This is a genomic window from Yersinia sp. 22-579, from assembly GCF_030433455.1.
GTDB classification, from domain to species: Bacteria; Pseudomonadota; Gammaproteobacteria; order Enterobacterales; family Enterobacteriaceae; genus Yersinia; species Yersinia enterocolitica.
Genome location: NZ_JAUJTZ010000015.1, coordinates 41,313 through 65,370 on the forward strand (window position 1 = coordinate 41,313; position 24,058 = coordinate 65,370).

The following is a 24,058-nucleotide window of genomic DNA, read 5'->3' on the forward strand; positions in this document are numbered from 1 at the left end:
TAGCTTTGCAAGCAGTAATTCCACGGAATGACCATTATTATTCAATATCTGAATTCGACGATATCTGAGGTACAATAGCCACAGATTCTATGGCGGAGTGCTGAATATGATTGAAAAAACAGCATAATCCCGTCCTTAGCCTATCAGTATCCTTTTTTTGAGGAGTCAATCAGGACATGGAAATCGATAATAAAGCCCGTATTCACTGGGCGTGCCGTCGGGGTATGCGTGAACTGGATATCTCTATCATGCCGTTTTTTGAACATGAATATGATGGCTTGAGCGATAACGAGAAACAGGTTTTTATCCGTTTGCTTGAGTGTGATGATCCAGATTTATTTAACTGGTTGATGAATCACGGGGAACCGCAGGATAGTGAGCTGCGTCAAATGGTCAAACTGATTCAAACACGAAATAAAGCCCGTGGCCCAGTGGCGATGTGACCTGCGGATATCCTGGCACACTCAACTCTTCTCTCTATTAGCTCATGGCGTCCTGGTCACACTGACGCTGGTTGCGCCTTGGCCTCAGGGCTATACCGCGCTGTGGTTGGTGTTACTGACGTTAGTGGTGTTTGAGTGTATCCGCAGCCAGAAAAATATTACGTCTTGCCAAGGTGAGATCAGGCTGAAACCCGGCAATATAGTGCTATGGAAACGGCATGAGTGGGTCGTCATTAAGCAGCCGTGGATCACCCGTTATGGCGTATTATTGAGTTTACAACGGACAAGTAGTCGCTCAACCCGTAAGCGTTTATGGTTAGCGGCTGATAGCATGTCTGAAGAGGAATGGCGGCAATTGTGTCTCCTGTTGCGCCATTCATTTGGCTCCGATGAAGGTATTAATTAATGAAGCCCTTAATCTGGCTGGTGGAAGATGAGCCGAGTATCGCTGACACCTTAATTTATACCTTGGAAAGTGAAGGTTTTACCCTCCGGTGGTTTGACCGGGGGGAACCCGCTCTAGCTGCTTTGGCCAATGGCCCGCCAGCACTGGCAATAGTTGACGTGGGCTTACCTGATATTAACGGTTTTGACCTGTGCCGCCGTATATTGGCCCAAGTACCGGAACTTCCTGTGGTTTTTTTAACCGCGCGTAGCGAAGAGCTGGATCGGATTGTCGGCTTGGAAATCGGCGCTGACGACTATATCGCTAAACCATTCTCACCGCGTGAGGTGAGCGCCAGAGTCCGCACCGTGTTACGGCGGCTGCAAAAATCTCAATCCTTGGCTACTTCTGCCACCTTGCATCAGTTCGGCAATTTCACTCTGGACGAAGCGGGGGCGAGAGTCACTTATCATCAACAGGTTTTATGGCTCACCCGCTATGAATATCTGCTACTGAAAACCTTATTACTGGCACCTGATCGTGTCTTTTCACGCCAGCAATTGATGGATATTGTCTGGGCGCAAGCAGAAGAGAGCCAGGATCGCACCGTCGATACCCATATCAAAACTCTGCGCTCAAAGCTGCGTATGACTTACGATGAAGAGTCGCCAATCCGCACCCATCGTGGGCTGGGTTACAGCCTGACGTATCGAACATGAGCCATTTCCGATGAAAATAGGTGTGCGTTTGTTGCTGGGCTATTTTCTGATAGTCGCCATCGCCGGTTATTTTGTCATTCGTATTTTCGTGCAAGAAGTTAAGCCCGGGGTGCGGCGCGCGACGGAAGGAACATTGGTCGATACCGCCACCTTGCTGGCGCAATTCGCCCGCCAGGATATGTTGCAAAATAAAGTCGCCGGTGGTCAGTTGGCACAAGCTTTTGCTTCACTCAATCTGCGGCCAATCGGCGCAAATATTGAAGGTATCCGTAAGGATCGCAATGAATACCGGGTTTATCTGACTGACGCTGAGGGACGGGTGATCTTTGATTCATCCGGTAAAGCCGTCGGGCAAGACTATTCGCGTTGGAATGATGTCTGGCTGACACTACGTGGTCATTATGGCGCACGCAGCACTCGCACCGATCCTGCCGACGAACAAAGTTCGGTGATGTATGTGGCCGCTCCGGTTATGGTCGAGAATAAGATTATTGGGGTGCTCAGTGTGGGCAAACCCAATATTTCTATGGCTCCGGTAATCAAACGTAGTGAGCGTAAAATCTTGCTGGCGGGGGGCGTATTACTGGGGATTGCTCTGCTAATTGGCTTGGGGTTTGTCTGGTGGATCAACCGGGCTATTGGCAAGCTGGTCGATTATGCAGAACGGGTTGCCGAGGGGCAGAATGTTGCGCTACCCGTGATGGGCAGCAGCGAACTGAATGATTTGGCGCGAGCGCTGGAAAGCATGCGGCTTAAATTAGATGGCAAAGCTTATATTGAGCAATATGTCCACACGCTGACTCATGAGTTGAAAAGCCCGCTGGCAGCGATTACTGGCGCGGCCGAGCTATTACGCGAATCTCCACCGCCGGCTACGGCTCAGCGTTTTCTGATGAATATTGAGCAGCAAAGTGCGCGTATCCAGCAATTGGTGGATAAGATGCTGATACAGGCACGACTAGAAAGTCGGGTTGACGTGCAACTGTCCCCAATAGAAATAAGCAGTATCATCAAGCAAGCGATGGGAGCCAAAGAAGCTCAGGCAGTCAGCCGAGGTATTAACTTGCGGTTAATCTGTGCTGATAGCGCGACATTAACCGGTGACGGGTTATTGCTGAGTCAGGCGTTAACCAATCTGATTGATAATGCACTGGATTTCACTCCCTCAGGTGGCGAAGTGACAGTAAGGGGCACCCGGCAAACGGATGAATATTTGATTACCGTTGAAGATACCGGCAGTGGCATTCCGGATTATGCCCAAGAGAAGATTTTTGACCGTTTTTATTCGCTAGCGCGGGCCAATAGCCCAAAAAGTACCGGATTGGGGCTGAATTTTGTGCGCGAAGTTGCCGCTATTCATCAAGGGAATGTTTCCCTTGAAAACCGCCAGCCGCACGGGGTGTGCGCTCGTTTGACCTTACCGCTAGCTATCACTTGAGTCGCTGACTTCACTTTCACTTCACATAACCTCATTTTCCTTTCACTTCACGAGCTTAAGCTGCTCTCCTGACCTTAAAGGAGAGCACGTCATGTTCAAATCCGTACTGTTTTGGAAAATAGCCGCGCTATTGGGACTCATTCTTTTGATGATGATTCCGAAAGAAATGCTGCTGAATGTTATCAATGAACGCAGTGGCTATCGCCAAAGTGTGGTCGACAAAGTCAGTGACAGCACCAGCCGCGCGCAAAAGATCCTTGGCCCGCTGATTGTCGTGCCTTACAGCGAATGGATTGAAACTGAAGTCGATGGTAAGAAGCAAGGGCAACGGGTGAGCCGCCATCGCTATTTATTGCCGGAGGTAATGACAGTCACTGGTACGCCGGATGTTGAAGTTCGCCAATTGGGTATTTATCAGGCTCAGGTCTATCAGGGGGAACTCTATTTCCACGGTCAATTTGAATCTTCCTCGCTAGATGATTTAGATCGGGAAGGTGTCACCATCGGCATGCCGTCATTAGTGTTGGCACTGAGTGATTCGCGAGGGATTCAGCAGATTTCGCCGTTAAGTCTGGGCAATGCAAAAATTAATTTCGAACCGGGGGCATTCCTGGGGCGCACGGCGCAAGGTGTGCATGCACCGCTGACTATCGAGCAGGTTCGCCAGGGCAAATTTGATGTTAATTTTAAACTGACACTGGCAGGCACCAACAGCCTTTCAGTGGTGCCCGTCGGGCGCAGCAGTGAACTGACGTTACAGAGCAACTGGCCGCATCCTAATTTTGTCGGTGAGTTTTTGCCATTACAACGCAAAGTAGATGAAAAAGGCTTCCGTGCACATTGGAGCAGTAACTGGCTGGCGAATAGCATGAATATCAACTTTGCCGGTGATAATGTGCGTTTTGATTTTGACCAACTGCCTGCGTTCACTACCAGCTTGATTGAGCCAGTCGACCACTATCAGCTAACCGAGCGAGCCATTAAATATGCCATTCTATTTATTGGCTTAACCTTTTTCAGCTTCTTCCTGTTCGAGAGCCTGACGTCATTGCGTGTACACCCTATTCAGTATCTGCTGGTGGGCGCAGCATTGGTTTTGTTCTACCTTATGTTACTGGCGTTCTCTGAACATTTAGGGTTCACGCTGGCTTATATTATCGCCAGTTTGAGTTGCAGTATGTTGATTGCCATCTATTTAAGTGCAGTGCTAGGCGGGTGGTTGCGTGGAGCATTATTTGCAAGTGGACTATTACTGCTGTACGGCGTGTTGTTTGGACTATTGCAATCAGAAGACAATGCTCTGTTATTAGGTGCGGGTTTACTGTTTATTATTCTCGCGACGGTTATGTTACTGACCCGGCGGTTAGACTGGTATCAAGTGGCTTCCCCACAACGTTTGACCGGGCAGAAAAGCGCAGAATCAACGGATAGCGAACGGAAAGCCGAAGAGATATCGAGCGACGCTGCTACAGCTGGAGGCGGTGCCCAAGACTCTTTCCGGTTATGGAAATAAAATTGCATAAGTAGAAACGGGTATAGTTAACGGGTATAGCAAACGGGCACTGTGGGTGCCCGTTTATTCGATTAAAGCAGGGCATCCATCTCAAGCAGAATTTGATCACACCACTGTTCGATGCGCTCTTCACTCAAATCGTATTGATTAACCTCATCTAACGCCAACCCCACAAAGTGTTTACCGTCAGCACTGAGCGGTTTCGGGCTGGTAAACTCAAACCCATCTGTTGGCCAAAAACCAATAAATTTCACCCCCAGCGGCGCAATATGGTCATGCAGCATGCCAAGAGCATCAAGGAACCATTCGCTATAACCGAATTGATCGCCCATACCATACATAGCGACAATCTTTCCCTTGAGATTAAGCTGTGTTAATTGTGGCCAAACGGCTTCCCAATCTTCCTGTAATTCGCCGAAATCCCAGGTAGGGATTCCCAGAATCAGAATGGAATATTCTTCCATCAGGCGAGGGCTGACATCTTTTAAGTTATGTAAATCAACCAGATCTTCGCCGAGGATGTCGCGTATTTTTTCTGCCACCATTTCGGTATAGCAGGTGCTGGAGCCGTAAAAGAGACCAATCTTCATGATGTATAGCCATAGCATTACTAATAAGGAATAGCATCGAGTGTACCAGATTTGTCCTGTCATCAGGCATAATGGCTGCCCATCCAATCAAAGAGAGAAACAGTCATGCAACAGCAAAATAACCCGCTGATTGAACAGTTTCTTGATGCCCTGTGGCTGGAGCGGAATCTGGCAGAGAATACACTGGCATCATATCGTTTGGATTTACATGCGCTGAGCGGATGGTTAGAGCATCACGGCAGTGATTTATTGCGCGCCGGTTCGCAGGACTTGCAGTCTTTCCTTGCCGAGCGCATTGAGGGCGGTTATAAAGCCACCAGTTCAGCCCGGCTGCTCAGTGCGATGCGCCGATTGTTCCAATATTTATACCGCGAAAAATTACGCGAAGATGACCCGACAGCGCTGCTGTCATCACCCAAATTACCGCAGCGCTTACCAAAAGATTTAAGCGAGGCGCAGGTTGACGCATTACTTAACTCCCCCAATGTCGATATCCCGCTAGAATTGCGCGACAAAGCGATGCTGGAAGTCCTCTATGCCACTGGTCTGCGGGTGTCGGAGCTGGTTGGGTTGACCATCAGCGATGTGAGTTTGCGCCAAGGAGTAGTGCGAGTTATCGGTAAAGGAAATAAAGAGCGCCTGGTGCCATTGGGTGAAGAGGCGGTGTACTGGATTGAGAATTACATGGAGCATGGCCGCCCGTGGCTCATCAACGGCCAGTCGCTGGATGTGTTATTCCCGAGCAACCGCAGCCAGCAAATGACGAGACAGACTTTCTGGCATCGAATCAAACACTATGCGATCCTTGCCGGTATTGATAGTGAACGGCTTTCGCCCCACGTATTGCGGCATGCTTTTGCCACGCATCTGTTAAATCACGGTGCGGACCTGCGTGTGGTACAAATGTTACTGGGCCACAGTGATCTGTCGACGACCCAGATTTATACCCATGTAGCGACTGAGCGTTTGAAGTTGCTACATCAACAGCATCATCCGCGCGCATAATTGTTTTTTATGAAAACCATGCCGAGTGGAAAAAGATAGGATTTATAAATGAAAAAAAGTTTATTACTGCTGCCGATGGTTATCGCTGCATTCACGGGGCTGGCTCATGCTGATGATGCCGCTATCCAACAGACACTGAAAAAGTTGGATATTCAGAAAGCTGACATCCAACCATCACCTATCCCCGGCTTGAGTACCGTGATGACTGACAGCGGTGTGCTTTATATTTCCGCCGATGGTAAACACTTGTTGCAAGGGCCGTTGTACGATGTGAGCGGTAGCCAACCGGTGAATGTGACCAACCAGATGCTGGTGAAAAAGTTGGAAGCATTGAGCAAAGAAATGATTGTGTATAAGGCACCGCAAGAAAAACACGTTGTTACTGTGTTTACTGATATCACCTGCGGCTATTGTCATAAATTGCACGAACAAATGAGTGATTATAACGCGCTGGGAATTACCGTGCGTTATCTGGCTTTCCCACGTCAGGGGTTGAGCTCTCAGGCAGAAAAAGACATGCGCTCAATCTGGTGTATGGCTGATCGCAACAAAGCATTCGATGATGCGATGAAAGGTGTCGATATATCACCTGCAACCTGTAAAACCGATATTTCTGAGCACTATAAGTTAGGTGTGCAGTTTGGTATTCAGGGCACTCCAGCCATCGTGTTGCAAAATGGCACTATCGTTCCAGGTTATCTGGAGCCAAAAGAAATGTTACAGATGCTGAATAAGCACCAGGCTTCCTCAAAAGCGGCGGGTTAATCATCCGTGACATTGAAAACTCAACTTCGCCGTCGTGAGGCGGTGGATGATAGCCATTTGCCCGCCCAGTTACACCCATTGCTGCGCCGCCTTTATGCCAGCCGTGGCGTAAAAAGTGCCGAGGAGCTGGAGCGCGGTGTAAAAGGCCTGCTTGCCTGGCAGCAACTCGATGGTATTGAAGCCGGTGTTACTCTGTTGCAACAAGCATTGGCTGACAGGCGTCGTATTGTGATTGTCGGTGATTTTGATGCTGATGGCGCAACCAGTACCGCGTTGGCAGTGCTCGCTCTGCGTAGCATGGGTGGCAGTAATATTGATTATCTGGTGCCAAATCGTTTTGAAGATGGCTATGGGCTGAGTCCCGAAGTTGTCGAGCAAGTTGCTGCCCGTGGTGCAGAACTGATCGTTACTGTCGATAACGGTATTTCCTCTCATGCGGGAGTGGATTTGGCTCATGCTCTGGGTATCCAGGTGTTGGTTACCGACCATCACCTGCCGGGTGAAACCTTGCCAGCAGCAGAAGCTATCATCAATCCCAATTTGGCAGGATGTAATTTCCTTTCCAAATCCTTGGCCGGAGTGGGCGTCACCTTTTATCTGATGTTGGCATTACGTGCACGTCTTAGAGACAGTGGCTGGTTTGAACAACGAGCTTTAGCGATACCTAACCTGGCTGAGTTACTGGATTTGGTGGCGCTGGGAACGGTTGCCGATGTGGTGCCATTGGATGCCAATAACCGCATTTTGGTGCATCAGGGGCTAAGCCGTATTCGGGCCGGGAAATGCCGACCAGGTATTCGTGCATTACTGGAGGTCGCCAATCGCGATGCGCGCCAATTGGCAGCCAACGATCTGGGTTTCTCCCTTGGCCCACGGCTTAATGCCGCCGGGCGTCTGGATGATATGTCCATCGGGGTGGCGTTGTTGCTCAGTGACGATATTGCTCAGGCCAGAGCACTGGCAATCGATCTTGATGCGCTTAATCAAACGCGCCGTGAGATAGAGCAGGGTATGCAGGTTGAAGCCTTGCAACTATGTGACCAGTTAGAGCGCACCAGTACTGAATTACCTTACGGTATCGCGATGTTTCACCCAGAGTGGCACCAAGGGGTGGTCGGGATTCTGGCCTCACGCATTAAAGAGCGTTTTCATCGGCCGGTTATTGCTTTTGCCCCAGCGGGTGATGGTTTACTGAAAGGCTCGGGGCGTAGTGTGGCAGGCCTGCATATGCGCGATGCTCTTGAGCGCCTGGATACCTTAAACCCAGGGTTAATGCTGAAATTTGGCGGTCATGCTATGGCGGCGGGGTTATCGCTGGAACAGGATAAATTCGATCAATTCCGTCAGCGCTTTGCAGATTTAGTCGGTGAATGGATGGACGCCTCGCAGTTGGAGGGCGTTATCTGGTCAGACGGTGAACTGAATGGCAACGAATTATCACTGGAAACAGCAGAGTTGCTGCGAGATGGCGGCCCGTGGGGGCAATCCTTCCCTGAACCCACATTTGACGGGAAATTCCGTATCTTGCAACAACGGCTGGTGGGTGAACGCCACCTGAAACTTATGATTGAGCCTTTGAATGGCGGGCCTTTATTGGATGGTATCGCGTTTAATATTGATACGACTTTATGGCCGGATAGCAGTGTGCGTGAAGTTAAGCTGGCTTATAAACTTGATATTAATGAGTATCGCGGTAACCGCAGTGTCCAGTTGCTGATTCAACACCTGTGGCCGTATTAGTAAACCACGATATTATTCTATACCCAAAGTAGTTGGTGTTGCAGCAAGGCAGCTAACAAATGAATCCCGATGAGCTGACATTAGTCAGTGATTCGGGTGAGTGAGAGCCGCTAACACAGCTGCAGCAGCAAATAGGAAGGGGATAGCTACAAATATAGTCAACAAGCTATAAACCGTCGTATAGATCCGTTAGAATTACCAATTCTGTGCCCTAAATAATTCAAGTTGCAGGAAGGCGGCAATTGAGTAAATCCCGACGAGTCTATTTATTTTAAGGTCAATAGGCAGTCAATGATTCGGGTGAACGAAGACAGCCAACACACATGCAGCTTGGAGTATGACGGGTATAATGACATTCCGTCATCTACGACTTAACGTAAGACTTTAAACCATGTTTGAAATAAACCCGGTAAAAAACCGAATTCAGGACCTGTCTGATCGGACAGCCGTTCTCAGGGGGTATCTTTGACTATGATGCCAAGAAAGAACGACTAGAAGAAGTAAACGCTGAGCTGGAACAGCCCGACGTCTGGAATGAACCTGAGCGCGCTCAGGCTCTAGGGAAAGAACGTTCCTCGCTGGAAGAGATTGTCTCCACCATTGATCAACTGGATCAAGGTATGGATGACGTGACTGGCTTGCTGGAGCTGGCTATTGAAGCTGACGACGAAGAGACATTTAACGAAGCGGTTGCTGAGTTAGATATCCTTGATGGCAAGCTAGGTCAACTCGAATTCCGCAGAATGTTCTCTGGTGAATATGATAGCGCCAACTGTTATCTGGATCTGCAAGCTGGTTCCGGTGGTACAGAAGCTCAGGACTGGGCCAGCATGCTGCTGCGCATGTACCTGCGTTGGGCTGAAGCCAAAGGTTTCAAAACTGAAATCATCGAAGAGTCTGATGGTGATGTTGCAGGCTTAAAATCAGCCACTATTAAGATCATCGGCGATTATGCGTTTGGTTGGTTACGTACTGAAACTGGCGTACATCGCCTGGTACGTAAAAGCCCGTTTGACTCTGGTGGTCGCCGTCATACTTCATTCAGTTCTGCCTTTGTCTATCCAGAAGTTGACGACGATATTGATATCGAAATCAACCCGGCGGACTTGCGTATTGACGTTTACCGCGCATCTGGTGCGGGTGGTCAGCACGTCAACAAAACAGAATCTGCGGTACGTATTACCCATATTCCAACCAATATCGTGACTCAATGCCAGAATGACCGTTCTCAGCATAAGAACAAAGATCAAGCCATGAAACAGCTGAAAGCAAAGCTGTATGAGTTTGAGATGCAAAAGAAAAATGCTGATAAACAGATGCTGGAAGATAACAAGTCCGATATCGGCTGGGGTAGCCAGATCCGTTCTTATGTACTGGATGACTCCCGTATCAAAGATTTGCGTACCGGTGTAGAAACACGCAATACGCAAGCGGTACTGGATGGTGATCTGGACAAATTCATTGAAGCAAGTTTGAAAGCCGGGCTATAAGGAACTGAGATGTCAGAGCAAAAACCACAAGTCGCTGAGCAAGCGCAAGAACTCAATAGTGAGTTACAAGCTCGTCGGGAAAAACTGGCAGCACTGCGGGAAAAAGGGATTGCTTTCCCTAATGATTTCCGTCGTGAGCACCTCTCAGACCAGCTACATGCCGAGTACGGCGAAAAAACAAATGAAGAATTAGAAGCGCTGGATATCGAAGTGACCGTTGCTGGCCGTATGATGACTCGCCGTATTATGGGGAAAGCATCATTTGTGACGCTGCAAGATGTCGGTGGCCGTATCCAGCTATACGTTTCCCGCGATGACCTGCCGGAAGGCGTTTATAACGAAGAATTTAAAAAGTGGGATCTCGGCGATATCCTGGGCGCGCGCGGTAAGCTGTTTAAAACCAAAACTGGCGAGCTGTCTATCCACTGTAGCGAACTGCGTTTGCTGACTAAAGCATTGCGTCCGTTGCCGGATAAATTCCACGGCCTGGCTGATCAGGAAACCCGCTATCGTCAACGTTATCTGGATCTAATCGCTAACGACGAATCACGCAATACATTCAAAGTTCGTTCGCAAGTGATGTCAGGTATTCGCCGCTTCATGGTGGAAAAAGGCTTCATGGAAGTCGAAACTCCTATGATGCAAGTGATTCCTGGTGGTGCTTCAGCGCGCCCATTCGTGACTCATCACAATGCGCTGGATATCGATATGTACTTGCGTATCGCCCCAGAGTTGTATCTGAAGCGCCTGGTAGTCGGTGGTTTTGAACGAGTGTTCGAAATCAACCGTAACTTCCGTAATGAAGGCGTTTCGCCGCGTCATAACCCAGAGTTCACCATGATGGAACTCTATATGGCTTATGCGGATTACAAAGATCTGATTGTGTTGACCGAAGAGTTATTCCGGACACTGACTGAAACCGTGCTGGGTAGCAGTGTGGTGCAGTATGGTGACCAGACCTTCGATTTTGGTAAGCCTTTTGCCAAATTGACCATGAAAGAAGCTATTTGCAAATATCGCCCAGAAACCAATGTGGCTGACTTGGACGATATGGATAAAGCAGTAGCTATCGCCGAGTCATTGGGGATTAAAGTTGAGAAAAGCTGGGGCTTAGGCCGCGTTCAATGCGAAATTTTCGAAGAGACCGCAGAGAGTCATCTGATTCAACCAACCTTCATCACTGAATACCCAGCAGAAGTTTCACCGTTGGCTCGTCGTAATGATGATAATCCGTTTATCACTGACCGCTTCGAATTCTTCATCGGTGGCCGTGAAATTGGTAATGGTTTCTCCGAGCTGAATGATGCTGAAGATCAGGCACAGCGCTTTGCTGATCAGGTTAGCGCCAAAGAAGCTGGTGATGATGAAGCGATGTTCTACGACGAAGACTATGTTACTGCACTGGAGCATGGCTTGCCGCCGACCGCGGGTCTGGGTATCGGTATCGACCGTATGGTGATGTTGTTTACCAACAGCCACACTATCCGCGATGTTATCTTGTTCCCAGCGATGCGCCCGGTAAAATAAGTTACGCCGGTTAACGGTAAATCTATTAGGGCGCTTCGGCGCCCTTTTTATCAAACAAAACAGCGATAGTTATACTTGGTTTAATCTAATCGCTTAAAATACCGGCGCTTAGACTATATCTTCGCTTGCCCACGTCAAAGAACCGGTTATAATGCAAACCGCATACCGAAGCGGGTGTAGTTCAATGGTAGAACGAGAGCTTCCCAAGCTCTATACGAGGGTTCGATTCCCTTCACCCGCTCCAACTTAACGTCTCGCAGTATCTCCTGAAGTCCATCAAACCCAGTAAATTCGCACTTCTCAGGCTAATCTAGTTATTCCTATATATGTTTGTCATTTGAAATCTACTTATAGTCGGGTATTGCTATGATATTCAGCAGGATGTATCGCTACGGTTTTTTGAGATAATCATAAAGTTACTTTTGAGATAATATACAAACAATAATATGTTAACTTAATGTCTATAAAGTATTTTTTAATTTATTTTTAAGATAATGATATTTAAATATTTGAGATAATCTAACCATTGGTTGATACGTTGACCGAGCTTGAGTTACTGAGACACCTGCGCCTTGAAACCGCCGTGTATCCTCTGTTATTTGCCCAGCTAAAAAGTATTTTTCATATGCTGGAAAGCTTGGGTTCAGCAAGAATCGAAGGTAACCATACAACGTTAGCCGATTACGTTGAAAGTAAAGTTGAAGGGGCTGAGGACTCCACGGATCAATTGAAAGAGATTGGCAACATCGAACATGCCATGAACTTTATTGATGAGCATCTGCATGCTGGTGAAGATATCACGGAGTATTTTGTCCGAGAACTGCATGCCATGACGGTAAACGGGCTTGAACGGGAAGGGGATAAAACGCCGGGTGCTTATCGTAGTCACGGAGTGAGTATTGCTCAATCAACTCATTTGCCGCCTGAATTCATCCATGTTCCGGCTTATATGCAGGAATTGGTCGGGCTTATGAATCGCGCAGACGCGCCAAAATATGATCTGATGAAAGTGGCTCTCGCGCATCACCGTTTTGGTTGGATTCATCCATTTGGTAATGGCAATGGCAGAACAGTGCGCCTGCTGACTTATTCTTTGCTGATAAAGTACGGTTTTAATGTGAATACCAGTGGGCGGGTACTAAACCCAAAGGCGGTTTTTTGTAATGACCGTGAGCGCTATTACTCGATGCTGGCCGAAGCGGATACGGGGGCTGTTGAGGGGCTAGAGAAATGGTGCCTATATGTTCTTACTGGTATATCGACGGAGCTAAAGAAAGTCGATAAGCTCTCTAATCTTCACTTTTTAAACTCAAAAATTCTTTATCCAGCGCTCGAGTATTGCAAGGTGCGGGGGATAATTAATGAGACGGAATCTAAAATTCTTAAGCGAACCACTAGCCAGGGGACGGCAAAAGCCAATGATTTAAAAGAGGTTTTACTGGGGTTGAAGTCGGCTCAAATTACCTATCAGATTGGTAAGTTAGTTGATCGTGGCCTTTTACAACCGATTGAAGTGGGCTCGCGAATTTATACCGCCGCTTTTTCGAAATCAGACCTGATGCGTGGTGTCATACATGCTTTGCGGAAAGAGGGGTTTATTCCAGATTTTTGATAGTCAATGCATCAGAGGAACAGTTTTCTGATGCCGGATAAAACATTATCTTTCAGTTAAGCTAATCCGAATAAAAATATCTGGGGGTATAATTGAGGTATTAAAAATATAGTGAAATTGATAATTGTTTAAATACTATTTGATCGGTTGGTTGTTATGTTCCCTGGCGGCTGCATATATTCAATAAAGGAGATGCATATATGGGTAAATACTTTTTTGTCTGTATTTTCGCGCTGTTTGCTTTTTCTGTCAGTGCCGCAAATGGTAGCGCTGGAGGTAAAGGCGGGGATGGCGGAAATGGTGGGTATATGGGCCAAGCTGGTAAATCTGGTGCTGACGGCGGGAACGGTTCGGATGGAGGTAGTTCAGATAATTCACCGGGTCGCGCAGGATGTCCGGGAGGAACGGATCCCGATGGGAAAGGCAATTTTTATCTCCCAGGAACAAAAGAACAATGCAATCCAGGCTCGCAAGACTCAGTGAAAAGAGCTGATTCTCTGTAGAGCATAAGGAACACTAAGGGGTGATATGGTAATTGCCAGTCGCCTCTGTAAGGATTGTCGTCTTCGCAGTTTTTTGAACGTTATGCCTGAGAGGGGCGCTAGCGGATTTAGGAGCGCCACTTTTTCACGTCCAAAAATTTCCGACAGCTTTACTTATAGCTTCAGGTTATTTTCCTTTGCCCATTTTCTTAACCTGCTGCAGGCATTGGAGTAGGGTGAAGATGTATTGAAGGAAATCATTCTCCCCATTGTCCATTTGCCATACCATGCGCTCCCATACAGGTCATCGTCAGATCTCTTATTGATAGATTCCACGATTTCGTTTTTTGCGCCCTGTAATTGGTTTCGTAGCGAGCGTAAATCCAAATCGCTATAGTCACGATAAAACTTTTGGGCTAGCAGACCAAGCTGGTTCCACTTATAACCTGTTTCCGGGAAATCAATCGGTTTTCCCTCTTCATCAAAGCTTATCCATTTAATAACTAATTTATTCCAGCCGAGTAAGTAGGCGACAAGATTGCAAACACTCATAACAGTGTCTTTTGCATGCCCTTCCATTGATTTATCTGATGCTAACTCTGGCGGAATTAATTCGAGGTAACCCGATAATTTATTGTAGTTTTGGTCAATTGCTAAAATAAGTTCTGATTTAGTTTGAGGCACACCCATGAGAATTCCCTCTCCATTTGCTGGTTTATCTGGCTAGTTTGGCAAGGGTCGAGGGGCTTATGCGAACACTTTCTTGAAAATATGTGAGAGAAAACTAATTATTAATCTGAGCATATAGTTAATAGTACGGGATAATATTTCTAGAATATTCAAGGGATAATGCCAGTATCTGGATTTGAAACTCCGATTGTCATTAAATATGTTTTTTCAGATATATTACAATCCACCAGTAAGCTGTGTAAGCTACTAAGTCGTGATTACGGAGAACATAATGACATTAACTTCCCTGCAACTCTTCAAAAATCTGTCCGATGAAACTCGTCTGGGCATTGTGTTGCTGCTCAAGGAGATGGGGGAGCTGTGCGTGTGTGATCTCTGCACCGCGTTGGATGAGTCACAGCCTAAGATCTCGCGTCATCTGGCAATGCTACGGGAAAGTGGGCTTTTGCTGGACCGTAAGCAGGGGAAATGGGTTCACTACCGCTTATCCCCGCATATTCCTTCATGGGCGGCTCAGGTTATCGAGCAGGCCTGGTTAAGCCAACAGGATGACGTTCAGGCCATTGCCCGTAAACTGATATCAGCCAACTGTTCTGGTAGCGGTAAGGCTGTTTGCATCTAAAAAATTTGCCTTAACATATATGATTTTTCGAATGTAAGTTGTGGGAGTGAAGATCTTAACGGTAGGATGCCGGCTATGTGTTGTTGTACAGGTATTCAGATATCGAGCTGCTGGTTTGGAATAGCACTGGTTCGGTTTTGGCGGCATAGCCCCCCGGCATCGACACACTCGGGCAACTCGTCAGTTAGTTTTTAATTATACAGGGCGGCGTTGCTGCTTTGTCAGGAGGTTTTATGTTACTGGCCGGAGCAATTTTTATCCTGACCATTGTGTTGGTTATCTGGCAGCCGAAGGGGTTAGGGATTGGCTGGAGCGCCACGCTGGGTGCCATATTGGCACTGGTTTCTGGCGTCGTGCACATTGCCGATATTCCCGTGGTATGGAATATTGTTTGGAACGCCACCGCAACCTTTATTGCGGTCATTATCATTAGCCTGTTGTTGGATGAGTCCGGCTTTTTTGAATGGGCGGCATTGCATGTTTCCCGTTGGGGCAATGGGCGAGGGCGCTTGCTGTTCACCTACATTGTTCTGCTGGGTGCTGCCGTGGCGGCTTTGTTTGCTAATGATGGTGCCGCGCTGATTCTTACCCCCATAGTTATCGCCATGCTGCTGGCGCTCGGGTTCAGTAAACGCGCCACACTAGCATTTGTGATGGCCGCTGGTTTTATTGCCGATACTGCCAGCTTGCCGCTGATTGTATCGAATCTGGTCAATATCGTTTCGGCTGACTTCTTTCATCTGGGGTTCACGGAATATGCCTCGGTGATGGTACCTGTGGATATTGCCGCCATTATTGCTACGTTGGTGATGCTACATCTGTTCTTTCGCAAAGATATCCCACCAACCTATGATCTGGCCCGACTGAAAGAACCCGCACTCGCTATCAAAGACCAGGCGACATTCAGAACCGGCTGGATTGTATTACTCCTGCTGCTGATCGGTTTTTTTGTGCTTGAGCCGATGGGTATTCCGGTGAGTGCTATTGCAGCAGTGGGAGCGGTAATCCTGTTTGCAGTGGCTAAAAGAGGTCATGCCATTAACACCGGCAAAGTGTTGCGCGGTGCGCCGTGGCAGATCGTTATTTTCTCACTGGGAATGTATCTGGTTGTTTATGGGCTGCGTAACGCTGGGTTAACAGAATACCTTTCTGGCGTATTGAGTTTCCTGGCAGACAACGGTCTTTGGGCTGCTACGTTTGGCACGGGATTCCTGACCGCGTTCCTGTCATCGATCATGAACAATATGCCTACAGTACTGGTTGGCGCACTGTCTATTGATGGCAGCACTGCGTCTGGTGTTATCAAAGAAGCGATGATTTATGCCAACGTCATTGGTTGCGATCTGGGCCCAAAAATTACGCCGATTGGTAGCCTGGCGACACTGCTCTGGCTGCATGTGCTTTCACAGAAAAACATGACGATCACCTGGGGATACTACTTTCGCACTGGGATTATTATGACTCTACCTGTGCTGTTTGTCACACTGACCGCACTGGCGCTGCGCCTCTCCCTTAATCTGTAATGAGATACTGATATGAACAATGTTACTCTTTATCACAACCCGGCCTGCGGCACCTCGCGTAACACGCTGGAGCTGATCCGTAACAGCGGTACAGAACCGACCATTATTTACTATCTTGAAACACCGCCCTCACGCGATGTACTGATGAAACTTATTGCCGACATGGGGATCAGCGCACGGGCGCTGCTGCGTAAAAACGTTGAGCCTTATGAAACACTAGGGCTTACTGAAGATTGCTTTACTGACGACCAGTTAATCGACTTTATGCTGCAATATCCAATCCTGATTAATCGTCCGATCGTGGTGACGCCGTTGGGAACTCGGTTGTGCCGCCCGTCAGAAGTGGTATTGGAGATTCTTTCTGATGCCCAAAAGGGGGCTTTTACCAAGGAAGACGGTGAGAAAGTTATTGATGATGCGGGTAAACGACTGAAATAAAACTCAAGGAAGCTGTTCCTGGCTCACCTTTGTCGCTCCTGACATACGAGAGAAAAAGAGATTATTGATAACTGATGTTTGATTTAGATTCATCGACTAAATATTTCCGGCCATATCTATCCAACAATTTATGGAGTTAATTTCAATGAGTGCGCATCCAATACGTCAAGTTATCGCAGCATGTGACAAAGCAATATCTGAGCGGAATTTTGATGAGTTGATGAAGTATTATGCGCCAGATGCCGCGCTGGTCATCAAGCCTGGGATGATTGTCAGAGGCAAGGATAATATCCGCAAAGCCTTTATCGCTATCTCTGACCATTTTAAAAATCAACTCGTGGTTGAACAGGGGGAGATGCAGGTTATCGAAGGTGCTGGGGATGCTTTGGTTATTATGGAAACGGTGTTGCATTTTCCTGATGAGCAGGGAGGTGTGGCGACCACAACCCGGCGCGCGACTTATGTATTTCGTCATGAAAACGAGGGTAGTTGGATCTGCACGATTGACAACTCTTATGGTACTTCGCTGCTGGATGGCTAGGAGTGGTTGTCGAAAAACTATTGTTCTAAAAATATGAATTAGCTGTATTCTATTTTCATGCCAAATATCTTTCGGTATTCCTATGGTTGCAACTGACTTAGATACATTGAATATCTTGAGTACCCCGATTTGGGTGGTATTACCCAAAAATCAGGAAATACTGTTTGCTAACAAGGAAGCTCGAAAAATTGCTGGAGACATCCAGTTGCCGCACATGCGTAATGGGCGCTTTTCAGCACATGCGCAGCAGCATTTGCATGCTTATCTCCCTGCTCTGGCTGTTGATGACCACGTTATTGAAATTTGGACTATTCAGACAGAAGAAAATGCTTTTCCACTGAGTTGCCGTCTCTCCTTAACTCAGCTAGAACCCTATGGCGTGGTTATTATTTTTGAAGGGCTTTATATTTCAGAAAGTGTGGTAACCCAGCCGACCAGCCCTAAGCTAATGGCAAAAGCTTATTCCCGCAGCGAACAGAGTTTTTACGAGCAATTTTTTAGTACCAATACAGCGCCAATGCTACTGATTGATCCGTCGAAAGAGGGGCTGATTGTCGATGCTAATCAAGCGGCAACCCGTTTCTATGGCTATTCGCGGGATGAAATGTGCAGGAAACACACCTGGGAAATTAATAGTATGGGAAAGGATGTGTTGCCTGTCATGAATGAGGTCGCCAAATTACCGGGTGGGCATAAGCCACTTAACTTTATTCATAAATTAGCGGATGGAAATACCCGCCATGTCCAAACCTATGCCGGGCCAGTTGAGTTAGATGGCATAAGATTGATGCTTTGTATTATTCATGACATTACTGAGCAAAAACGGCTTGAACAGGCGCTAGAACATGCTGCTTTGAAAGATCCACTGACAGACTTAGGCAATCGGCGTCAGTTCTTTCCTTTGGTCGAACATGCGCATGCTCAGAGCCAGCGTTACGGCCAAAATTTCAGTTTGATTTTATTGGACGTCGATCATTTTAAAAATATTAACGACCAACTTGGGCATCATAAGGGCGATGAGGTTCTGATTTTCCTGGCAAGAACACTAGAGTCTATCATCCGCGAGTGCGATATCGTGTTTCGCTGGGGCGGTGAGGAATTTACCATTCTCCTGCCCTCAACTAATCTGGACGGGGCATTGCAATTAGCTGAATCTATTAGAGAAACTATTCAAATGATCTGCCAACCTAACTTGCCACAGCTCACGGTCAGCATCGGGGTCGCGCAACATCAGGTGGGTGAAGATACTGATAGTTTGTTTAAACGCATGGATGAGGCGCTCTATCGTGCCAAAGCGTCAGGGCGTAATAGAGTGCTGGCTGCATAGAAACCAGGCAAGTCAATAAAAGGCATCGGTTGATGCCTTACAGTGCGGCTTATTCCAGCGGCAAATGATCCAGCGGTTTTACTTCGCGCAGAACGAATGTTGTTTGCATCTCTTTAATCCCCGAAAGTCGGCGGATAACCGACATAGCGAAGGTGGAGAAACTGTCGAGGTCTTCGGCAACCACTTGTAGCAGGAAGTCGGCATCCCCTGCGACGGCATAGCAAGCAATCACCGGTTTTAGCGCCCCAACCTGCATTTCAAACAACTTCGCTTCTTCCTCACTGTGGCTGTCAATTTTCACCCGAATAAAGGCCAAAATCCCCAAACCTATTTTCCGACGATCAATATTGGCCTGATAGCCGGTAATAATGCCGCTTTCTTCAAGTTGCTTCACCCGCCGCCAACACGGAGAAGTCGCCATCCCTACTTTATCGGCCAACTCTTGGTTGGTCATCCGGCCAGAGTGCTGTAATTGTTTGAGAATTTTTATATCTGCCGATGTTATTAATGATGATGGCATTTTCTACCTGTTTATTATTTTATTTGGGTATATTTTACCAATATTAGCTGAATGGAGCTAATAAAAGAAAGCACTTACCCACGCGGGAGAGATATGATCTTGTGCACATCATTATGGGCAAAAGGGCATGGCTGTGGCAGATCAAATACGTATCGCAATTATCGTTAATCCCGAGCTTCCAGTGGGCTTGATTGCCAATACCACCAGTGCGGTGGGGATTGGCCTGGCGGCTAAATTTCCGCAATTGGCAGGCACGGCATTGTCCGATTCGGCGGGGCAAGAGATTGATGTCAGTTCAAAATTGCCGGTACCTATCTTGCAGGCGAATGCTGTGCAGATGAGAGAAGTATTGCTGAAAGCTTTAGCAGCCACTCATGAGCGGGCAATTGTGCCTTTTCCTGCATTTGCGCGCTCGATGCACAGTTTTCAAGATTACGAAGCGGCATTTCCATTACGTTCGCTAGCTGATGAGCAATTGGACGGTTTGGGATTGGTTGGGCCGGAGAAGTGGGTGCGTTCATTGACTGGTGCATTAAAACTGTTGCGCTAATCAACTAGTGATTGATATGAGAAATAAGCGGGCTCTGGAATAGAACCCGCCGCTGTATTTCCCTACCAATCAATGTCCTACCAATCAACGTACTAGCTGAGCTGACTTAACTGCAATTGACGGCTGGCTACGCCATTGATGTATAACTCGCGATGCTCATGTTCTGGCAAGTTAATGGTCAATTCATGCCAGGCGGGTTGATAGCTTCCCGTGCGTTCAAAATTGATATCAATGCGGTGATTGTCGGTCGTAACTTGCCAGCTCAACCACAATGCTGCCCCTTGCTGCCAACGGTGGCTCTCACCATCATCTTCAAACAGCATCCCGCTGGATTGGCCGCCTCCTTTGGTGGGATAAAGCGCCAGTTCGCGTTGGGTATCTTGTTCTGCATTCACGAAAGCAATACGTCGTGACAGTGGCAGTGCTGCACCGGCGCGCACCAGCAGAGGCAGGCGCTCGAGTGGCGCATCTAAAACAATAGTTTGCCCGCCGCTATACCATTGACCGGTATGGAAACAATACCAACCCACATGATTATCCGGTAAATAGATCTGACGTTGGCGCTGACCCGGTTCCACCACACTGGCGACCAGCAAATCACGACCCAACATAAAATCGTCATTTTCCTTAAATGTGCAGCTATCGTGCTCATGATCGAGGAAAGTTGGGCGTAACATCGGCTCATCATCATGGGTCGCTTGCCATTGCAAGGTGTAAAAATAAGGTAATAGTCGATAGCGCAATGCCATTGCATCGCGAATCATTGGTGTGGCAGCGGGGTACATCCATGGCTCATTGACGGTGTTATCGTCATTCCATGAGTGAATGGTAAACCGTGGATGCATTACGCCGTTTTGTACCCAGCGAATAAATAATTCTGCTTCTGGTTTATCGCCCGAAAAACCACCCACATCGTGACCGAGGTTATAGAGCCCGGACAGACTCATACCCAGCCCCATGCGGATGTTATAGCGCAGGGTTTGCCAACTGGTGCGGTTATCGCCACTCCAGGTTTGGGCGTAACGCTGCATTCCGGCACAACCAGAGCGTGATATCAGATATGGACGCATTTCTGGTGCAAATGTCTGTTGAGCCTCCATTGAGGCTCGCATCATCAGCAAAGGCATCACCGGTCTGATGTATTTGATGGCAATAGCTTCACCGAATCCATTGCATTGCGCTGCGCCATCCCACACTTCGTATTCGTTATTGTCATTCCAGGTTGAACCAATTCCCAGTTCTAACAGTTGTTTAGTGACATTTTCCTGCCACCAATCCACGGTTTCTGGGTTAGTGAAATCAAGGTGAGAACCTTCGTCATCCCAAAATGACGAGCGCTCTGGTAGCCCACTTTCACCATCGCGAATAAAGAGTCCACGCTTGGCAACTTCTTGATATTTTGGGTGATCTTGCAATAAACAAGGTTTGATATTCGCGGCTAATTTGATACCGGCTTGCAGGAATGCCTGGCTCATTACCTTTGGCTGCGGCACTTTTTCGTCATTCCAGTTAAACACATAGCGCTTATTGTTGATGGAGGTATAGCCGGACGAAAGCTGGAATGAGTCACACGGAATATCATGCTGCTGACATAAAGTAATGAACTTTTGTAACTGCACCTGAGCATCGGGGGCATCGGTGTAGTGCATGGTGGAGCCGCTGTAGCCGAGGCTCCATTTAGGGCCAAATTGCGTTTTACCGGTCAGGCGCACAAAGGCTTTTGTCACATCCAGCACTTTCGGGCCGAGGAACATATAGTAATCAAGGTCGCCAGCTTCGGCCTGATAACGCCGATAGGCTAAATGGTAGTTATCAATCTCGTTACCTAAGTCCAACCAGCAACTGCTGAGATTGTCATAAAACAGACCAAAGCTGACATCATCACGACGGGTGATAGTGAAAGGAATGTGCTTGTAGAGCGGATCAGTACTGGCGGCGTTATAGCCCATAGCATCCAGATTGCGCATTTCAAAGCGGCGACCCGCGCGGTTAAGATCGCCAGCTTTCTCACCCAGCCCGTAATATTGCTCATTGGGATAGCGGCGCTGATAGTGAGCAATCGCTTCTCCTTGTGGGCTGAGAAGATAAGCACTGGTTGGCCTGTCTGCCGCCAGTGGCTGCCATTCACCGTGCTGATTTTTATATTCCCATTCCAAGTACAACGGTTGATGAATGGTGATGCGCAAACAGTCAGTGGTCACCATTAACTTATCTTCATGGTGCTCCAACTGATAACCCGGCATAGAAAAGCCCGCCAAACTCAGACGATCACGCCCAGACCACGGCACGTCACCCTCTGGTGCTATGCTCCAGGTGCGATTCAGTGCCAGTTCGCCATTGCGTTTAATCAGCACCCGGCAGAGGCTTGGTTCTAACACATACAGACAAAATATATGACGGTCATCGACCAGCAGTTCCAGATGGTCGGGGTATTCATTGATTAACAGCCAATTTTTTAATGTTTTCATTACAGCTTATCTCTTAAAGGAATACATCAGGCGGCCGGTTGATTTTTATTGCGGCGCTCAGCAAACAGGGAAACCAGGAATACGGCACCAATCAAATCGAAGAAGCCCATGGCGATAAATAGTGGGTTGAAGCCGATGGTGTCGGACACAGCGCCAATCAATAAAGTAAACAGGAAACTGGCTATCCAGGCTGAAGAGCCTCGTAGCCCGTTGACAGTGGCCACTTGGTTTTTATCAAAAGATTCAACCACTAATGCACTGAGCATGCAGGAGATAACCTGATGACCAAAGCCGCCAATAGAGATCAACGCAATCGCCAGATACGGGTCTTTAGTGATAGCCACAAAGGCCAGTGAGACCATCATGAAGGCACCGGTGACTGAGCTGGCGACCACCGAGTTAATGCGGCTGCAACCGAACCATTTTTGATAAAGTTTGGTTAAGTAGCCGCTGGCAACACTGCCGATATCTGCCGCGAGGAAAGGCAACCAGGCAAACATGGCGATTTGTTTTAAGTCCATACCGCGCTCGGTCGCCAAATACAGCGGAACCCAGAAGCTAAACACGGCCCAGGCGGGTTCTGCCAGAAATGCGGGAATAGCAATGCCGTAGAATTTCTTGTTTTTGCTAAGGATAGCTAACGATTTAAGGAATGGCAGCCGTGGCAATACTGGCTCATTATCCTGATGAATCAGTTCAAACTCTTCTTTACTCAGATTGGGGTGAGTATCCGGTGAATGGTAAAAGCGCCACCATAACAGCACCCAAACCATGGCTAAGGCACCGGAGAAGAGAAATGCGCCTTGCCAGCCGAGCGCCACATGGGCCAATACGATAATGGGTGGTGCTAACATTGCGCCAATGGAGAAGCCCACGCCAGCCCAGCCCGCCGCAATAGGTCGCTCCTTTTTCGGGAACCAGTCAGAAATCGCTTTGGCGTTGGCCGGTGTGGCTGCAGCTTCGGCACTGCCCATAAAGAAGCGCAATACGGCTAATTGGAACCAGGTGCCTGCTCCGGCGTGCATCATGCACACCACGGCCCAAACACTGGCGCAAATCAGGAACCCCATTTTTAAACCGATAACATCAATTAACCAACCACAGAGTGGCTGAAACACGGTGTAAGCCAACTGGAATGATGCCACTATCCATGAATACTGCTCAGTGGTCATATTCAGGCTGGTTTTTAACTCAGGGGCCAAAATGCCTAGTGAGTTACGGGTAATATAGTTAACAGTGACCCCAAGTAGAAATAGCGCCAGCATCCACCAGCGCAATGATTTTATTTTTCGTCGCCCGACAACTTTCTCGGTTTGATTAATCTCAACACTCATCCCAGCCTCCTGGTGTTGGTCAGTAGTAAATTAACCTGACCAACTTATTGTTTTGGTAAGATCCATTTTTGGTTATTAAGATTACGCCGAGTTTTAATGTGATATTAATCACACTAAAGCTGACTAATAAAATACAGTTATCTGATATTGTTGGTATTTTTATATTTAATCAAAATTAACCGGACTGATAAGTTTTTAAAATTGGTTTACCAAAACTTGATTATTTTGGTGAAAACAAGGTAACTAGCTTAAATTCGCTTTAATACGCATTTTTTTGAAAAAATTTTCATAAGCTGAGTGATATTTCAGCATTTATATTTTGTAACGCCCTAAATA

General features: G+C 47.5%; 23 protein-coding genes and 1 tRNA gene. 19 read left to right on the plus strand and 5 right to left on the minus strand.

Annotation, left to right across the window (positions count from 1 at the left end):
• The first annotated feature begins 176 nt into the window (after positions 1-176).
• The 5 genes from sdhE to creD all read left to right on the plus strand — a co-directional run bounded on the left by sdhE (position 177) and on the right by creD (position 4,498).
• A complete protein-coding gene (gene sdhE, locus QSV56_RS17280) occupies positions 177-443 on the plus strand; it encodes an FAD assembly factor SdhE (protein WP_004390965.1) in 267 nt (88 codons plus the stop codon).
• On the plus strand, positions 424-849 hold the full coding sequence (locus QSV56_RS17285) for a protein YgfX (RefSeq protein WP_019078987.1): 426 nt from the start codon (positions 424-426) through the stop codon (positions 847-849). The genes sdhE and QSV56_RS17285 overlap by 20 nt, the downstream gene beginning before the upstream one ends.
• Positions 849-1,547, plus strand: a complete 699-nt coding sequence (creB, locus tag QSV56_RS17290) for a two-component system response regulator CreB (RefSeq protein WP_011817024.1) — start codon at positions 849-851, stop codon at positions 1,545-1,547. The genes QSV56_RS17285 and creB overlap by 1 nt, the downstream gene beginning before the upstream one ends.
• Positions 1,548-1,557: 10 nt before the next feature.
• The gene (creC, locus tag QSV56_RS17295; protein ID WP_263700325.1) at positions 1,558-2,985 is read left to right on the plus strand and encodes a two-component system sensor histidine kinase CreC; all 1,428 of its coding nucleotides are present in this window, start codon (positions 1,558-1,560) and stop codon (positions 2,983-2,985) included.
• 91 nt (positions 2,986-3,076) lie between these two features.
• Entirely contained in the window at positions 3,077-4,498 is a 1,422-nt protein-coding gene (gene creD / locus QSV56_RS17300; RefSeq protein ID WP_301213000.1) for a cell envelope integrity protein CreD, read from the plus strand.
• A 71-nt stretch (positions 4,499-4,569) separates the two neighbouring features.
• Here creD and fldB read toward each other — a convergent pair whose 3' ends face one another.
• Positions 4,570-5,088 carry a flavodoxin FldB gene (gene fldB, locus QSV56_RS17305; RefSeq protein WP_019078984.1) on the minus strand — a complete coding sequence of 173 codons (519 nt, stop codon included), beginning with the start codon at positions 5,086-5,088 and terminating at the stop codon, positions 4,570-4,572.
• 105 nt (positions 5,089-5,193) lie between these two features.
• On the opposite strand from fldB, the gene xerD reads away from it, so the two are divergent.
• The 8 genes from xerD (at position 5,194) to QSV56_RS17345 (ending at position 13,730) form a co-directional block, all read left to right on the plus strand.
• Positions 5,194-6,093, plus strand: a complete 900-nt coding sequence (xerD, locus tag QSV56_RS17310) for a site-specific tyrosine recombinase XerD (RefSeq protein ID WP_019078983.1) — start codon at positions 5,194-5,196, stop codon at positions 6,091-6,093.
• A gap of 48 nt (positions 6,094-6,141) precedes the next feature.
• Positions 6,142-6,858, plus strand: coding sequence for a bifunctional protein-disulfide isomerase/oxidoreductase DsbC (gene dsbC / locus QSV56_RS17315; RefSeq protein WP_019078982.1), 717 nt, complete (start codon positions 6,142-6,144; stop codon positions 6,856-6,858).
• A 6-nt stretch (positions 6,859-6,864) separates the two neighbouring features.
• The gene (recJ, locus tag QSV56_RS17320; RefSeq protein WP_046050302.1) at positions 6,865-8,598 is read left to right on the plus strand and encodes a single-stranded-DNA-specific exonuclease RecJ; all 1,734 of its coding nucleotides are present in this window, start codon (positions 6,865-6,867) and stop codon (positions 8,596-8,598) included.
• A 391-nt stretch (positions 8,599-8,989) separates the two neighbouring features.
• Positions 8,990-10,088 (plus strand): peptide chain release factor 2 gene (prfB, locus tag QSV56_RS17325; protein WP_098057343.1). Its coding sequence is split into 2 segments (ribosomal slippage): positions 8,990-9,064 and positions 9,066-10,088, totalling 1,098 coding nucleotides; the frame shifts between segments, so codons are not numbered across the junction.
• 9 nt (positions 10,089-10,097) lie between these two features.
• On the plus strand, positions 10,098-11,615 hold the full coding sequence (lysS, locus tag QSV56_RS17330) for a lysine--tRNA ligase (RefSeq protein WP_019078980.1): 1,518 nt from the start codon (positions 10,098-10,100) through the stop codon (positions 11,613-11,615).
• Between the two features lie 170 nt (positions 11,616-11,785).
• Positions 11,786-11,859, plus strand: a tRNA-Gly gene (locus QSV56_RS17335).
• A gap of 282 nt (positions 11,860-12,141) precedes the next feature.
• Positions 12,142-13,227 (plus strand): Fic family protein, encoded by a 1,086-nt coding sequence (locus QSV56_RS17340; protein ID WP_046050306.1) that lies wholly within the window; start codon positions 12,142-12,144, stop codon positions 13,225-13,227.
• Positions 13,228-13,427: 200 nt separating this feature from the next.
• A complete protein-coding gene (locus tag QSV56_RS17345; RefSeq protein WP_071843353.1) occupies positions 13,428-13,730 on the plus strand; it encodes a hypothetical protein in 303 nt (100 codons plus the stop codon).
• A gap of 153 nt (positions 13,731-13,883) precedes the next feature.
• Here QSV56_RS17345 and QSV56_RS17350 read toward each other — a convergent pair whose 3' ends face one another.
• Positions 13,884-14,399: a ClbS/DfsB family four-helix bundle protein gene (locus tag QSV56_RS17350; protein WP_019078974.1), complete on the minus strand. Its 516-nt coding sequence runs from the start codon at positions 14,397-14,399 to the stop codon at positions 13,884-13,886.
• Positions 14,400-14,667: 268 nt separating this feature from the next.
• Between QSV56_RS17350 and arsR the strand changes: the two genes are divergently transcribed.
• The 5 genes from arsR to QSV56_RS17375 all read left to right on the plus strand — a co-directional run bounded on the left by arsR (position 14,668) and on the right by QSV56_RS17375 (position 18,850).
• The gene (gene arsR / locus QSV56_RS17355; RefSeq protein ID WP_269451000.1) at positions 14,668-15,021 is read left to right on the plus strand and encodes an As(III)-sensing metalloregulatory transcriptional repressor ArsR; all 354 of its coding nucleotides are present in this window, start codon (positions 14,668-14,670) and stop codon (positions 15,019-15,021) included.
• A gap of 233 nt (positions 15,022-15,254) precedes the next feature.
• Positions 15,255-16,544 carry an arsenic transporter gene (locus QSV56_RS17360; protein WP_019082426.1) on the plus strand — a complete coding sequence of 430 codons (1,290 nt, stop codon included), beginning with the start codon at positions 15,255-15,257 and terminating at the stop codon, positions 16,542-16,544.
• A gap of 12 nt (positions 16,545-16,556) precedes the next feature.
• On the plus strand, positions 16,557-16,982 hold the full coding sequence (arsC, locus tag QSV56_RS17365) for a glutaredoxin-dependent arsenate reductase (RefSeq protein ID WP_019082427.1): 426 nt from the start codon (positions 16,557-16,559) through the stop codon (positions 16,980-16,982).
• Between the two features lie 145 nt (positions 16,983-17,127).
• Positions 17,128-17,523: an SgcJ/EcaC family oxidoreductase gene (locus QSV56_RS17370; RefSeq protein WP_046050309.1), complete on the plus strand. Its 396-nt coding sequence runs from the start codon at positions 17,128-17,130 to the stop codon at positions 17,521-17,523.
• 82 nt (positions 17,524-17,605) lie between these two features.
• Positions 17,606-18,850, plus strand: coding sequence for a sensor domain-containing diguanylate cyclase (locus tag QSV56_RS17375; RefSeq protein WP_050130426.1), 1,245 nt, complete (start codon positions 17,606-17,608; stop codon positions 18,848-18,850).
• Between the two features lie 49 nt (positions 18,851-18,899).
• On the opposite strand, the gene QSV56_RS17380 is transcribed toward QSV56_RS17375, so the two are convergent.
• A complete protein-coding gene (locus tag QSV56_RS17380; RefSeq protein WP_019078968.1) occupies positions 18,900-19,370 on the minus strand; it encodes an Lrp/AsnC family transcriptional regulator in 471 nt (156 codons plus the stop codon).
• A 127-nt stretch (positions 19,371-19,497) separates the two neighbouring features.
• Between QSV56_RS17380 and QSV56_RS17385 the strand changes: the two genes are divergently transcribed.
• Complete coding sequence (locus QSV56_RS17385; RefSeq protein ID WP_019082428.1) at positions 19,498-19,920, plus strand: DUF2000 domain-containing protein; 423 nt, start codon at positions 19,498-19,500, stop codon at positions 19,918-19,920.
• 92 nt (positions 19,921-20,012) lie between these two features.
• Here the strand turns inward: QSV56_RS17385 and QSV56_RS17390 are convergent, their stop codons facing one another.
• Together QSV56_RS17390 and QSV56_RS17395 are read right to left on the minus strand one after the other, a co-directional pair.
• Positions 20,013-22,388 (minus strand): TIM-barrel domain-containing protein, encoded by a 2,376-nt coding sequence (locus QSV56_RS17390; protein ID WP_050876754.1) that lies wholly within the window; start codon positions 22,386-22,388, stop codon positions 20,013-20,015.
• 26 nt (positions 22,389-22,414) lie between these two features.
• A complete protein-coding gene (locus QSV56_RS17395; protein ID WP_046694605.1) occupies positions 22,415-23,722 on the minus strand; it encodes an MFS transporter in 1,308 nt (435 codons plus the stop codon).
• Positions 23,723-24,058 lie beyond the last annotated feature (336 nt).